The sequence below is a fragment of the Alkalimonas sp. NCh-2 genome, assembly GCF_039631345.1.
In the GTDB taxonomy this organism is placed as follows: Bacteria; Pseudomonadota; Gammaproteobacteria; order Enterobacterales; family Alteromonadaceae; genus Alkalimonas; species Alkalimonas mucilaginosa.
The window spans coordinates 136748-151290 of record NZ_JBDIUV010000005.1; the positions used below are offsets into that span (position 1 = coordinate 136748).

11 protein-coding genes are annotated in these 14543 nt (G+C 54.1%); 7 read left to right on the forward strand and 4 right to left on the reverse strand.

The annotated features are described in order from the left end of the window. Positions 1-25: 25 nt before the first annotated feature. A complete protein-coding gene (locus ABC502_RS13535) occupies positions 26-2440 on the reverse strand; it encodes a prolyl oligopeptidase family serine peptidase (protein WP_345916220.1) in 2415 nt (804 codons plus the stop codon). Between the two features lie 207 nt (positions 2441-2647). On the opposite strand from ABC502_RS13535, the gene ABC502_RS13540 reads away from it, so the two are divergent. Then, positions 2648-3220, forward strand: a complete 573-nt coding sequence (locus ABC502_RS13540; protein WP_345916221.1) for a porin family protein — start codon at positions 2648-2650, stop codon at positions 3218-3220. Between the two features lie 60 nt (positions 3221-3280). Here the strand turns inward: ABC502_RS13540 and ABC502_RS13545 are convergent, their stop codons facing one another. Further along, a complete protein-coding gene (locus ABC502_RS13545) occupies positions 3281-5341 on the reverse strand; it encodes a M13 family metallopeptidase (RefSeq protein ID WP_330087677.1) in 2061 nt (686 codons plus the stop codon). Positions 5342-5574: 233 nt separating this feature from the next. On the opposite strand from ABC502_RS13545, the gene ABC502_RS13550 reads away from it, so the two are divergent. From ABC502_RS13550 to ABC502_RS13570, 5 genes are all read left to right on the forward strand, one after another. After that, positions 5575-5985 (forward strand): DUF350 domain-containing protein, encoded by a 411-nt coding sequence (locus ABC502_RS13550; protein ID WP_330087678.1) that lies wholly within the window; start codon positions 5575-5577, stop codon positions 5983-5985. A 25-nt stretch (positions 5986-6010) separates the two neighbouring features. Further along, complete coding sequence (locus ABC502_RS13555) at positions 6011-6628, forward strand: DUF1190 domain-containing protein (protein WP_330087679.1); 618 nt, start codon at positions 6011-6013, stop codon at positions 6626-6628. Between the two features lie 21 nt (positions 6629-6649). Continuing rightward, positions 6650-7798, forward strand: coding sequence for a glutathionylspermidine synthase family protein (locus tag ABC502_RS13560; protein WP_330087680.1), 1149 nt, complete (start codon positions 6650-6652; stop codon positions 7796-7798). Between the two features lie 213 nt (positions 7799-8011). Then, the gene (argA, locus tag ABC502_RS13565; RefSeq protein WP_330087681.1) at positions 8012-9352 is read left to right on the forward strand and encodes an amino-acid N-acetyltransferase; all 1341 of its coding nucleotides are present in this window, start codon (positions 8012-8014) and stop codon (positions 9350-9352) included. A gap of 52 nt (positions 9353-9404) precedes the next feature. Next, positions 9405-11519 (forward strand): DUF6351 family protein, encoded by a 2115-nt coding sequence (locus ABC502_RS13570; RefSeq protein WP_345916222.1) that lies wholly within the window; start codon positions 9405-9407, stop codon positions 11517-11519. Here ABC502_RS13570 and proB read toward each other — a convergent pair. Then, positions 11504-12640: a glutamate 5-kinase gene (gene proB / locus ABC502_RS13575; RefSeq protein ID WP_330087683.1), complete on the reverse strand. Its 1137-nt coding sequence runs from the start codon at positions 12638-12640 to the stop codon at positions 11504-11506. The two genes, ABC502_RS13570 and proB, sit on opposite strands and share 16 nt — an antisense overlap. Before the next feature lie 150 nt (positions 12641-12790). Between proB and ABC502_RS13580 the strand changes: the two genes are divergently transcribed. Continuing rightward, positions 12791-13441: an OmpA family protein gene (locus tag ABC502_RS13580; RefSeq protein ID WP_330087684.1), complete on the forward strand. Its 651-nt coding sequence runs from the start codon at positions 12791-12793 to the stop codon at positions 13439-13441. Positions 13442-13495: 54 nt separating this feature from the next. Here ABC502_RS13580 and speE read toward each other — a convergent pair whose 3' ends face one another. Further along, entirely contained in the window at positions 13496-14362 is an 867-nt protein-coding gene (gene speE, locus ABC502_RS13585; protein ID WP_345916352.1) for a polyamine aminopropyltransferase, read from the reverse strand. Positions 14363-14543 lie beyond the last annotated feature (181 nt).

Genomic DNA, 14543 nt, shown 5'->3' on the forward strand with positions numbered 1-14543 from the left:
GCTGGTTTTTTATTGCGCCTACCGCTTAATCGGCAGAGCGCGGTTCAGCATTTTTGACAAACTCATCCAGCCAGTTCACCGTTTCCCACAGCATATGCAGCACCGATTCGCGGGCGCGGTAGCCGTGCGACTCCAGTGGCAGCATTACCAGCCGGGTGGTGCCGCCGTTGCCCTTGATGGCCTGGTACAAACGCTCGCTCTGCATCGGGAAAGTACCGGAGTTATTGTCTTCCGCACCATGGATCAGCAGCAGCGGGGTTTTGATTTTCTCGGCATGAAAAAACGGCGACATCCGGATGTAGAGATCGGGATCGTCCCACAGGGTGCGCTGCTCACGTTGAAAACCAAAGGGGGTTAAGCTGCGGTTGTAGGCACCGCTGCGGGCGATACCTGCGCGGAACAGGTTGGAATGCGCCAGCACATTGGCTGTCATAAAGGCACCGTACGAGTGACCGCCAAGCGCTACCCGCTCCGGATCGGTGACGCCACGGCTAACGCCGGCTTCAATCGCTGCTTTAGAGTTCATCACCAGCTGTTCGATAAAGCTGTCGTTCGGCTCGTTATCACCTTCACCGACGATTGGCATGGTGGCGCTATCCAGCACCGCATAGCCCTGGGTGGCCAAAAACTGTGGGTTCCAGTAGCCAATGCGATTAAAACGATAGGGCGAACCACTGACCTGACCGGCAGCGGCACTGCTACGGAACTCGCGCGGGTAAGCCCAGATAATGGTCGGTAGCGGGCCATCGCGTTCTTTATCGTAACCAGCCGGTAGCAGCAACGTAGCAGACATCGGCACACCATCTTCGCGCTGGTAATGGATCATTTCCCGGCTGATACCAAGCGTATGTGGCATCGGGTGTGGGGTTTGGGTCACTGCAGTCAGCTCAGCGCTTTGCAAGTCGCGCAGGTAAAAGTCGGGCGGCGTATCGATGCTTTCCCGCTGGGTCAGTAAACGGCCATCGGCCCGCAGTGTGATCGGGTATTCGTAGTGAGGTGCTTCGGAGCGCCACAGTCGCTCGGTTTCACCACTGTGCAGCTGCATCCGATCGATAAAGGGGCGATCGCCATCATCGGAAGCACCGCTACCGGTTAACAGAATGGCGCCATCATCCAGTCGCAGTACCCGGTTACCATTGGCATCCAGGCGGGTCAGTGGCGTGCCCGGATCGCCGTAGCGGTCTTCGTACGAGCGTTCCCACAGCAGTTTTGGTTCGGTATCGGTCAGCAACCAGAGTTTTTCCTGCCGATCTTGCCACCAGCGCTCCCACACCAGGCTGGTACCATCTTCGGCACTCAGCAGGCGGGCAAAACGGTACTGCATCTCCAGCAAGGGGGTGGGCTCTGCATTAAAAGGCGCGGCCAGCTGCAGCAACTGATCCCGAGTGTCAGCCGCCTGGCGCGGGTCACCACCGTCCTGAGCTTTGGCCCAGACCAGAGTAGCCGGTTGATCACTACGCCACTGAATAGCGCGGCGGCTATCGACCACAGCATCAAAAGCAATCGGCAGGTTATCGGCCAGCGGCTGCTGCTCCACGGTATACAGCAACTCACCACGGCGGTTCAGCACTTCACTAGTGCGGGCAAAGCGGGACATCGGTACCGCATAGGAATAAGGCTCCGTTAGGCGGGTGGTCAGCAGATGCTGATTGTCCGGTGCCAGTGAAAAACCTAAGTAGGGTTTGGCATCGGTAATCACCAGAATACGGTTGTTCAGACCAACCCGGACCAGCTGGCTGGCCATGTAATGATTAAACAGGGCTTCATCATGGCTGTTTTGCAGCAGATCCTGATAAGTCCGGGCCGGTGCCGTACGGCCACGTACTTCGGTCACTACCGGACCTGCCGGTACTGCCGGCGCGGCTGGCTCTGCACCACGTTTGGGGTCGACGGCCAGCAGATACACCGCCTGGCTATCAGCAGACCATTGCAGCTCGCCACCACGAATGGCGTTTACTTTGACCTTTGACCAGCGCTCAGCGCGACCCCGTTCAACATCGACCCGCCACAGTGCGGTGTGGTCTTGTTCCAGTTGCAGCAAGGCCAGATAGCGGCTATCCGGCGACCAGCTTGCCGACAGCACCCGCAAATTGCGCGGCAAACCACGGATTGATTTGACTTGTTGGTTGTCCAGCTCAATCAGCTGCACGCCGGATAAATAGCGCGGCTGCGATGGGGCCTGATTGCGAGGGTTAAAGCGCATGCCGGCCAGCCGGTACTCTGGCTCGGCCAGGTCGGCCAGTGATGGCAGCGCCGGGCGCTCCAGCGACAGCAACCAGCGGCCATCCGGGCTTAAACTGGCCGCTGGCGGTGGTGGTGCATCCACGATAGCGGTGATTTCCGCGGCAGGCTCCATATAGCCAATATCAACGGCTTCGGCCCAAACGGGTTGGCTAAGACTAAGAAGAAGCCCTAGCAAAAAGAGAGAGAGAGTTTTCATCCTACTTCCTTGAGCATTTCAATGCCTTTTTGTAACAAAAAAAGACAGCAGTAGCGAGTTTATGGCGTTGATCCGTGTGGAATACAGGATAAAGCGCGGAACCCTGATTGTACAAATAGTAAACAACTGTATCTTGCGTTAAGTTTTTGTTCATTTCTAGCTCGATAGGATGCTTGTGTTTTAAACAAACCAAAAGGAAAGTTCAGGATGAAAAAGTTAGCATTGATGGCAGGTGCTGCAGCGCTATTAGCAGGACAAGCAGTAGCCAGCGAAGGTTTTTATGCTGGTGCTCAGTACAGTAAGAACACGGTAAAAGAGAAAGATGACGGCTTTAATATATCCATGGATCTTGGGGTTCTGGGTGTATTAGCCGGTTATCAGTTTCATGAAAACTTTGCACTGGAAGGTCGCTTCGGAACTGGCGTTAAAGATAAGAAATGGCGTGAAGACGGCTACTCCGAAACCTTCTCTGCTGGCAATAGCTATGGTCTTTATGCAAAGGGGATAGTGCCATTATCGCAGGAGTTTTCTTTGTATGGTTTAGCTGGTTATGCTCATACCAAATACAAGTGGAAAGAATCTGGCCAAGGTGGGAGCGAACGAGGTTCATTTAACAGCAAAGGCCTGAGTTACGGCGTTGGTGGCGAGTTCGCCTTTACACCGCAACTGTCGGTGACTTTGGAATATGTTCATTTGCCAACCAAAAAATTGCGGGACGATGGTTGGGAATTTAAACTTCGCTCATCCAATGTGGCTTTGGGTGTTAATTATCGCTTCTAAGCCGTGATCAAATAAAAATGCCGGCAAAAACGCCGGCATTCTTTTATCTATTGGCAAGCGTTACCAGATTTTCACCCGCACCGCTTCTTCACGGTACATACCATCACCCGGCTGTACATCAAACGCCTGATAAAACTCCGGCATATTGGATAAAGGTCCCAGTACCCGGTATTTGCCCGGTGAATGTGGCCCGGTGATCACTTGCTGGCGTAAGGCTTCATCCCGGAACTTGATGCGCCAGATCTGGCCCCAGCCGATAAAGAACCGTTGTGAGCCGGTAAAGCCATCAATCACAGGTGCAGGTTGGCCTTGCAACGAGTTTTGATAGGCGCGGTAACCGACGGTTAAGCCGCCCAGATCGGCAATGTTTTCACCTAGCCCCAGCGCGCCCTGCAGGTAGAGATCGTCAATCGGGTTGAAGGCATTGAACTGCTCAGTCATCAACTGCGCCCGCTCCCGGAACTGACGCTCATCCTCTTCACTCCACCAGTCACGCAGGTTGCCTTCGCCATCGGAGCGGCGCCCCTGATCATCAAAGCCGTGGGTAATTTCATGGCCAATCACTGCGCCAATTGCACCGTAGTTCAGTGCATCGTCGGCATTCACATCAAAGAAAGGTGGTTGCAAAATAGCAGCCGGGAACACAATTTCATTCATGGTGGAACTGTAATAAGCATTGACCGTTTGCGGTGTCATGCCCCATTCATCCCGGTCCACCGGCTGACCTAAACGGCCGATCATCCGCTCATATTCACACTCGGCACTTCGCCGGGCGTTACCCAGCAAATCATTGGCAGCAATACTCAGACAATCGTAATCACGCCACACGTCCGGGTAACCAATTTTGGTGTTGAAGCTGGCCAGTTTAGCCTGAGCCTCAACCTTGGTGGCATCGCTCATCCACTCCAGTTCATCAATAGCCTGACTAAAAGCCACCATAAAGTTTTTCACCAATTCATCCATCCGCGCCTTGGCTTCTGGCTGAAAGTGACGCTCGACATACTTTTTGCCCACCAAAAAGCCCAGCATCCGCTCCGTGGTTTGCACCGCACGTTTCTCACGACTGCGTTGCTCCTGTTGGCCGCTTAACACCCGGCCATAAAAATCAAAGCTGGCGTCATCAAAAGCAGTGGGCAGCATAGCAGCACTGCTGCGCAGCAGGTGGAAACGCAGGTAGCTTTGCCAGTCGGCTAACGGAATTTGTTGCTGCAGGGCTGCAAAATCGGTGAAGTAGCTGGGCTGACGGATCACCAATGCATCAATATCGCCCAGTTGCGCTGCGTTTAGCATGGCCGGCCAGTCAAAACCTGGTGCCAGTGCTGCCAGCTCTGCCGGTGTCATTTTGTTGTAAGTGGCATTACGATCGCGGTTTTGGATACGGCTCCACTGAGCTTCTGCCAGTTGCCGCTCAATTGCAACGATGCTTTCCGCGGCCTGCTCACCGTGCTGCCAACCAGCCAGTTGCCAAAAGCGCTGGATCAGCTGCTGGTATTCTTGGAGGATTTGCAGCGAACGTTCATCATCTTTCAGGTAATAGTCGCGATCCGGCAAGCCCAGACCAGACTGACTGGCTGCAGTAATGTACTGATCAGACTGGCGCTGATCCTGGCTGACAAAAACAGCAACAGGAGTACCAGTACGGATGCTTTGCCATTCACCCCAAACTTTTGCCAGGTCTTTATGACTTTGCAGCGACTCAATGCGTGCCAGATCCTGCTGCAATGGTGTCAGGCCCAGCGCTTCGATGGTATCGGTATCCAGGAAAGAACGAAACAAATCGGCAATTTTCTGCGCATCACTGTCTTTGGCGTGTTGCTCTGACGCCAGCTCATGAATAATGGCCAATACATGCTGCTCGGACAGGTCCCGCAGTTCATCAAAACTGCCCCAGCGGGCACGGTCGGCAGGAATTTCAGTGCGCTCCAGCCATTTGCCGTTGACATAGCGGAAGAAATTCTGCTGCGGCGCTACGCTGGTATCCATATTGTGCAGCTCAATGCCAGAGCTTAGTTCTACTTGCTGCTGGCTGGACGATGCTTGCTGGAGCGGAGCTTCGCCGCTGCAGCCGGTTAAAGCCAGGCTAACAGCCAGCGCCACTGTGCTGAGAAGTGTTTTTTTCATCGGGGATTCCTGTGGTTGTGTTTTTTATAGTCATGACGATTTTGCACAAAGCGTTCACTTTGCTCGTTCTGTAACGCTCAGTGTATAAAGTTCGGCTGTGATGTAAAGTCAGACGCGCTCTGTACCAGGCCGTAAGCGGTTAATCGCTGCAAAAAGGCGGTAAAAAGCTTGTACTGGGCTGATTTTTTCGTCAGGATCGGCGCTCTTTCTCAACAGCCTTATGGAGTCATTGCATGGAAACGGTTTGGTTGTCGTTGTCGGGAGTTCCCTACTTTCTGTTGTACTTTACGCTGGCAGCCATACTGCTGCTGTGTTTTGCCCGCATTTACAGCTGGGTGACGCCACATCACGAATTTGATCTGATCCGCGCCAACAACAGCGCAGCGGCAATCGCCTTTGGTGGCGCGCTGATAGGTTTCTCTATTCCGCTGGCCAGTGCTATCACCCACTCGATGTCGCTGCTCGATTGCGCCATTTGGGGTGGCGTTGCCCTGGTCGTGCAAGTATTGACCTTCTTTGTTGTTAAATTGACCTTAAAGCAATTGCCGGCCCGTATTCAGCAAGGTGAACTGGCTGCTGGTATTTTCTCTGCTGCCTGCTCCATTGCTGTGGGCATGCTGAACTCTGCCAGCATGAGCTATTGATTCATTCCGCCCGGAGGACTTTTTCATGAAACGCAGTAAAAAAGCCGCGCTGGTCTTAATGGCACCAGCGGCCACCCTGTTGTTGGCAGGCTGTGGCGAGCAACAACAGGAAGTGCATGTTTTTCATAATGCTGAAGAATGCGCCGCTTTTTATCACCCACCAGCAGAGTGTCAGGCTGAATTTGAGCGGGCCTCGGTGTTGCATACGCAGGTAGCGCCACGCTATCAGGACCAGTTTGAATGCGAAGCAGATTTTGGCGCAGGTCAGTGTGAAACCGCCCCTGAGCGCCATCAAAGCGGCAGTTTCTTTATGCCGATGATGATGGGCTATATGGCTGGCCAAATGATGAATCGTGGCAACCTGGCTGGAGGGCAGGCGCAGCAGCTGCAGCAAAGCACCGCCAACAACCGCTCCGCAGTACCTACCCAGCCGTTGTACAAATCACGCGATGATCGCTCCACCTTCCGTACGGCCGGTAACCAGGCAGTAGCCAGCCAGCCGGGTGTGGCCAGGGTCCGGCCTTCGGCGGTGCAGCCGCAGCGGGCGCAACTGGTCCGTCGTGGTGGTTTTGGCGAACAAGCCGCGGTGCGCCAGCAAGCGGCCCGACAGCAGGCCAATCGCCAGCGCAGTTACGGCAGTTAAGCAGACGAAGAAGCGAGTACGATGAAGCGAGTAAACAGCACGCCCCGGCCGGGCTGGCAGGCTTATGCCGAAAGCCTGGGCTTTAAGTTTCATACCATTGATGGCGAGCCCTATTGGGATGAAAGCGCCTACTATCAGTTTAGTCTGCGCCAGATTGAGCAGGATCTGGAAGATGTGACCGAAGAGCTGCACGCAATGGCGCTCGATCTGGTACCAGATATTCTGGCCGATGAACAAAAACTGGATCAGCTGGCTATTCCAGCAGACTACCGTGATGCGTTGGCCGAATCCTGGCAGCGTGGCGATCCGCACCTCTACGGCAGGATGGATCTGGTGTACGACGGCAGCGGCCCGGCCAAACTGCTGGAGCTGAACTACGATACGCCGACCTCTTTGTACGAAACCGGCTTTTTTCAGTGGGTCTGGTTGGAAGACCAACTCATGCGGGGCGAGCTGCCGGCTGGAGCCGATCAGTTTAATTCACTGCAGGACAAACTGGAGCAGGCCTTTGCCAATCTTACACTGCCGCAGCCATTTCACTTTACCAGTGTGCGCGAAAGCATCGAAGACAAAGGTACCGTCGATTACCTGCTGGATATTGCCACCCAAAGTGGCGTCGACAGCCGCTACATCGCACTGGAAGACATCGGCAGCCTGGATGGGCAATACTACGATCTGCAGGGCGAGCCCATTACCGGTTTGTTCAAGCTTTACCCCTGGGAATTTATGCTGGAAGAAGCTTTTGCTGAGCAGGTAAAAACTTCCCAGACTCTCTGGCTGGAACCACTGTGGAAACTGCTGCTATCCAATAAAGGCATTTTGCCCTTGCTGTGGCAAAAACACCCGGGCCATCCGAACCTGCTGGAAAGTCATTTTGATAGCGGCAAGGCACTGGATAAAGGCTGGCTGCGCAAGCCGCTGTTTTCACGCGAAGGGGCCAATATCGAATTGGTCACTGCCGATGGCAAACGCCTAAGCGAACCCGGCCCTTATCAGGACGCGCCCTTTATCCGTCAGCGGCTGCAGCCCTTGCCAAGCTTTGACGGCAATTATACCTTAATCGGTAGCTGGGTGGTCGGCGACAGCGCAGCCGGCATCGGCATCCGCGAAGACAACAGCCTGATCACCAAAGACAGCTCGCGTTTTTTACCGCATATTATTTTGGATTGATGGTTTAGCTCTGCAGCAAGCCAATCAAGCACAAAGCCAGCGTTACGTTGGCTTTGTGCTTGATTGGGCAGAACAGCTTGACCGGTGCCAGGGTGCATGTGAATATTTGTTGATTATTTATCCTGTTTTTCCGTATAATTATTCTTTCCTGATTCATCCGGCTGTCATGATGTGTTCATACAGTGGTGTTGCATCAGCCTGGGTGTTCAACCGATGAAGGATTTTGCCAAGGTGCGTACTACTGAACTTGTCTCTGGCTTTCGCCAATCTGCCCCTTATGTCAATGCTCACCGTGGCAAAACCTTTGTGGTGATGCTGGGAGGCGAAGCCATTGCTCAGCCTGGTTTTCGTAGCATTATCAATGACATTGCTCTGCTGAACAGCCTGGGCATTAAAATTGTGCTGGTGTATGGTGCCAGGCCGCAAATCAACCAGGCACTGCAGCAAGCCGGTTTGGATGCCAGTTACCACAAGCGGGTACGGATCACCGATGACGATACTTTTCAGCTGATCAAGCAGGTAGCCGGTGCTTTGCAACTGGATATTACCGCCCGGCTGTCGATGAGTTTAAGCAATACACCGATGCAGGGTGCGCAAATCAACGTGGTCAGTGGCAACTTTGTCATTGCTCAGCCACTTGGCGTGGATGAGGGCGTTGACTATTGCCACAGCGGCCGGGTAAGGCGCATTGATGTGCAGGGCATTCGCCGTCAGCTCGATAGCAATGGCATGGTGCTGATGGGGCCAATCGCGGCCTCCGTCACCGGTGAAAGTTTTAACCTGACGGCAGAAGAAATTGCTACCCAGGTCGCCATAAAGTTAAAAGCCGATAAAATGATAGGCTTCAGTGCCGATGGCGGCATTGTATCCGACGATGGCGATATTATCCCGGAACTCCTTCCCAATGATGCTGAGCAAATTATGCAGCGGTTAGAGCTGCAAGACAGTTGTTGTGCTGCCAGTCTGGCTTTTTTGCATGCTGCGATTAGCGCCTGCCGTGCCGGCGTGCCGCGTTGTCATTTAATCAGCCACAATGCCGATGGCGCCTTGTTGCAGGAGCTGTTCTCCCGTGATGGTATCGGTACTCAGATGGTCAATGAGTCGGCTGAGAAGCTGCGCCCGGCTACCATTGCGGATATCGGCGGTATTCTGGACTTGATCCGGCCATTGGAGCAGCAGGGCTTGCTGGTGCGTCGCTCGCGTGAGCAGCTCGAGATGGAAATCGACTACTTTGTGCTGATTGAAAAAGAAGGCTTGGTGATCGGCTGCGCGGCCCTCTATCCCTTTGCCGATGAGCAGGTCGGTGAGTTTGCCTGTGTGGCGGTGCATCCGGATTACCGCGATGCTGACAGGGGCAGTGTCTTGCTGAAATACGTGATCCAGCAGGCCAAACAGCGGCGTTATCATACCCTGTTTGCACTGACCACCCGTAGCATCCACTGGTTTTTGGAGCATGGCTTTGAGCTGGCCACGGTGGAGGATTTACCGGCGCAAAAACAGCAGCTGTACAATTATCAGCGTAAATCCAAGGTGTTGGCTCTGCCTCTGAGCTAGCACAAGTCTGGCGTATTGCTATCCTTAGTAGAGAACGAGTAAGGAGAGCAAAGTGCGCTTATTGAAATGGTTGTTGTTGCTTGGCCTGGTGCTGGCTTTGATTCTGATGTGGCCGCGCAGTGAGATCCCGGCCAGCTTTTTTGAGCCCCACCCTGTGCTGGCAGTGCCACCAGAGCGCGCTGGTGAGCTGTTACAAGTCGATGACTTTATTGGCCACACGCCACGGCCATTGGATACCTACCCGTACCCTATCCCACTTGGTGCGGTGGGCCCATCAACACCCCTTTTTTCCGGCCCCAAGCAATACCCTTTCTACTGCGCCTGGCATCAGATGGGCATCGAGCCACCACTGGTCGATAATGACCAGGGCTATGGCGTTGCCATTTATGCCGATGATGGCGCTTTGCAGGGGTATAGCCAGGACTGCCTGCACCCCAGTCGTCTGCTCTGGTACCGGCTCAGCCAGGACGGGACTGTAGCAGCTTATCAGGGGGGGCCGCTGGCCGATGGTGAGCTGTTGCTTCGGGCTGAACTTGGCACCATACAGCGCTATTTTTACCTGCTGGTGATGCCGGTACTAACCGATGAATTTCCGCTGCGTACTGGTCAAAGCCAGTGGAATGACAAGCTGATTTACCAGTTTCATGGCGGGGTTGGCATCGGTTTTCGTCAGGGCGAGCTGCGTATTGAGCGTTTGCTGCGCAACCGGGCTGCCCAGCTGCGTCAGGGCTATGCAGTCATTAGCAGCAGCGCCAACCGCACCAGCCATAGTTACCACTTTCTGCGGGCCGAAGAAGTGGCTCGCCAGTTAAAGCAGCATTTTATCAGCCTCTATGGCGAGCCGGAGATGACCATTGGTATTGGCGGTTCCGGCGGTGGTATCGCGCAATATCTGCTGGCACAAAATGCCCCTGGGTTGCTGGATGCAGCCATTGCCCAATACAGCTATCCGGATATGCTGAGCCAGGTCGTCTATGCGCTGGATTGCGATTTGCTACACAACTATTACTACTTCAATGCCAGCGATAAAAACTTCTGGCAAGACTGGCAACACCGGCAGTGGATTGAAGGGCTGAGCACTGTGCCGGATCAGCAGGTGCGCTTCCAACGGGAAATCAGCGCCATCCAGTTGCTGTCCGGGTTCAAACCAACACCGATGGCAGGAGCAACCCAGTGCATCAATGCCTGGTTTGGCTTGTCATCCATGGTGCATAACCCACAGCAGGGTCGGTTACGGCCCTTTGTAAGCCCTGGGTTGCTGCAACAACAACATTGGAGTTACTGGGAAGATCTGGTGGATATCTATGGCCGCGATCAGCATGGCTTTGCCCATAGCTTGTGGGGCAATGTTGGCGTGCCCTATGGTTTGCTGGCTCTTAGAGCAGACCAGCTTAGTCCCGAGCAGTTTATAGAGCTGAATGCCCGCATTGGCAGCTGGCTGCCGCAGCATCAGATGCAGCCCGAGCGGGCACGTTTTCTGCCCATCTGGGATACGCCCATCTGGCTGAGTGCCTTTGGCCGGCACAATATGGCTCCGCTACAGATGACGGAGGCTGGCATCAAGGTAGCACCACGCTATCGGGCCAACCTGAAGGCGATTGAGCGGGCCTATCGCTATGGCCAGTTGTTTACCGGCGAGTTGTCGATCCCAGTGCTGGATTTGCGCCACTACCTGGATCCTGTGCTGGATATGCATCATTTGCAGCCATCTTTTATGGTCCGTGAGCGGCTGGCGCAGCGAGGAAACCAAGCCTGGCAACGCATCTGGGTCAGTCATCCGGATTACACTCCGGAAAGCGAAGCCTTTGCGGCTGTGGTGGACTGGGTTCGTGGTGGCAAAGCTCCGGCTGCAGCTTCGGATCGTTGTTTTGCAGCCGATGGTCAGGTGATTGCCAGCGGTAATAAGGTCTGGCAGTCCGAGGGCCGCTGTCACCAAACTTATCCGGTACTGAGCAACAGTCGGCAACAGGCTGGCGCACCAAGCCATGGCCTACTGCTGCAGTGCGCGCTAATACCAATTGAGCAGGCGCTGGCGCGCGGTGACTTTGGTGCAGTGGATATGACGCCCTGGCTGGGCGAACTCAAGCACATTTTTCCGGATGGGCTGTGCGATTATCAGCAGCCGGATCTGGCCTATCCACCGGATTGGCGTTATTTCGAGGACTGAGCAGCAGCTTCGGCAGCGGACAACAGCACCAGATCGTCGCGGTGAATCACTTCTTCACGTGGGCAATACCCCAGGGTGGCGGCGATTTGCTGGCTGTGCAGGCCTTTAATCCGGCTAAGCTCTGATGCCGGATACTGGCAAATACCTTTGGCAAAAGGGGCTCCGCTGCTGTCGCACAGCAGCACCGCATCGCCTTTATCAAACTGGCCGTTCACAGCGCTAACCCCTTTGGCCAATAAAGAAGCACCCTGTTGCTGCAGCGCTTTCACCGCACCGGCGTCCAGTTGGATCTGGCCCTGACTTTTTAAACCGTGCAGCAGCCAGTGTTTCTTGGCACTGAGCCGTTCCTGTTGGCGATGAAACAAAGTGCCGGCAGCTTTGCCTTCCAACAAGGCTTCAAATACCGCTGCTTTTTGCCCGTTGACGATCAGCGTATCAATGCCCTGCTGCCCGGCTTTTTGCGCTGCCTGCAGCTTGGTCACCATACCGCCGGTGCCAACACTGTGATGGCTGCCGCCAGCCATAGCGAAAATCTCTGGTGTGATGCACTCCACCTCAGCAATAAAGCGCGCCTGGGGGTTGCTACGTGGGTTGGCACTGTACAAACCGTCAATATCCGAGCAGATAATCAGCACATCGGCATCGACGGCGGTCGCCACCAAAGCCGCCAGATTGTCGTTATCGCCCAGCTTCAGCTCGGCGGTGGCGACACTGTCGTTTTCATTGATGATCGGCAGCACCTGATGATCCAGCAGAGTGCGCAGGGTGTTTTCAATATTCAGGTAGCGGCGCCGGTTGTGAAAATCATCGTGCGTCAGCAGCAACTGACCACAGTGGCAATCAAGCAAATTTTGCCACAACTGCATCATCTGGTACTGGCCAACGGAAGCCATAGCTTGCTTCACCGGAATAGGCAGCGGCTGATGCGAAAAAGCAATGGCGCTGCGCCCGGCGGCGACACTGCCGGAGGACACCAACACGACTTCAATGCCACGCGAGCGGCACTCGCTGATAAAGCGCGCCAGCGTCAGCAAATAGCGGGTAGAGCAACCTTTACCTTCCGGCGCTATTAAGGCGCTGCCCACTTTTAACACCAAACGCTGCCAAGACTGCCCCAACATACCCAATGCTCACTGCTGAAATGATGCTCTGATTATAATTTTGGATGGCCATATGTCTATGCATTTTCGTGAGTGGATGCAAAAATAGTTCAGCCGTGATTCAGCTTGTGGGATTATGCTATTTATTATACGTCAAAGGAGTTTATGCAGATGAAGTCAAAGCTTGTGATGGTCGGTGTATTAACCGGAAGTTTATCGCTGGGAGGGCTGGTGGGCTGTGCCAGTACCGACAATCAGAATACCACCCGAGGTGCTGCTATCGGCGCAGTTGCTGGCGCCATTGCTGGTAAAACTACAGCCAATCGCAGCAATAAACGCTTGGTGATTGGTGCTGCGGTCGGCGCTCTGGCGGGTGCTGCTGTAGGCAGCTATATGGATAACCAGGAAAAAGCGCTGCGTGAAGAGTTAAGCGGTACTGGTGTAAAGGTGCACCGTGAAGGCGATAATCTGCGGCTGGAAATTCCATCTCAGCTGACCTTTGTCATTAACAGGGCCGATATTCAGCCTCAGCTGTACCCGGTGCTAAACGATATAGCACGGGTGCTCGGCAACTACGACAAAACCATGTTGATTATCTCTGGTCATACCGATGATACCGGACCATACGATTTCAATATGCGTTTATCGCTGCAGCGGGCCGATAGCGTCAGCAGTTATTTAGCAGCCCAGGGCGTGTTGCCAGTACGAATGGAAACTCAGGGCTTTGGACCAACCTACCCGATGGTGCCCAATACCTCGGAAGCCAACCGGGCTTTGAACCGGCGGGTAGAAATTCATATCGAACCTGTCACGCAAAGCTAAAATTTTGCGAATAAAAAACCTGCCGCACGGCAGGTTTTTTTGTCGGTAAAGCCCTTACTTTTGCTCGGCAAAGGCCTTCTGCACAAAGTTGGGCAACGCCATCGCTGCTTTGTGAATGTCGACATTGTAGTAGTCAGTATTCAGATTGGCTGCGGCGGCATCGGCTTCACGGAAACCGGTAAAAGCTTCCCCTTTTCGGGCCAGGGTGCAGGTCCACCAGCCGGACGGATAAATCATTTGTGGAAAGTTCAGCGTTTGCAGCGCAGCAAAGCCGGCATCCAGCATAGCCTGACGCATATCGGTCAGTAATTGCAAGTGAATAAGAGGTGACTCGCTTTGTTGCACCAGAATACCACCCGGGCGTAGTGCATTCAGACAGCTTTGGTAAAAAGCGCGGTTAAACAAGCCTTCACCAGGGCCAACCGGATCGGTTGAGTCGACAATCACCACATCAATCGATTCAGGCGCGGCTTCGCGCATAAATTTGATGCCATCATCAAACAAAATGGTCGCACGCGGATCATGATTCGAGGCACAGAGCTCCGGGAAGTATTTTTCCGCCATCCGGGTGACCTGCTCGTCGATATCGATTTGATGCACCGTTGCTACGCCTGGGTGCTTTAACACTTCACGCAGGGTGCCGCAGTCGCCACCACCAATGATCACCACATTTTTCGGGTTCGGGTGAGTAAACAGCGCCGGGTGGCTCATCATTTCGTGGTAGAGGAAGTTCTCGCGCGTGCTGACCATGGTGCAGCCGTCGATTACCATCAACTTGCCAAAGTGGGTGGTGTCAAAAATTTCAATGTGCTGAAAAGGCGATTGCACTTCATCCAGCTTGGCAGTAATGGCCAGGCCAAAGGCACTGCCACTGGGCTCAAAGACTTCGGTAAACCATTGTTGTGTATCCAGACCAGACATCATCGTCCCCTTTGTGAAAGCCTTGCATTGCATTTTAGGGCCATTATTTTGCCTGTATTGCGCCCTACAAACAAATTTTTGATCGCATTTTGCTGCAAGTAGCCGTGATAGGGCTTAAAATAGAGGCATTGCCGCGAATTCTGTCCTGACAGCATTCGCTTTCTTTTTTCTGCTGCGATGA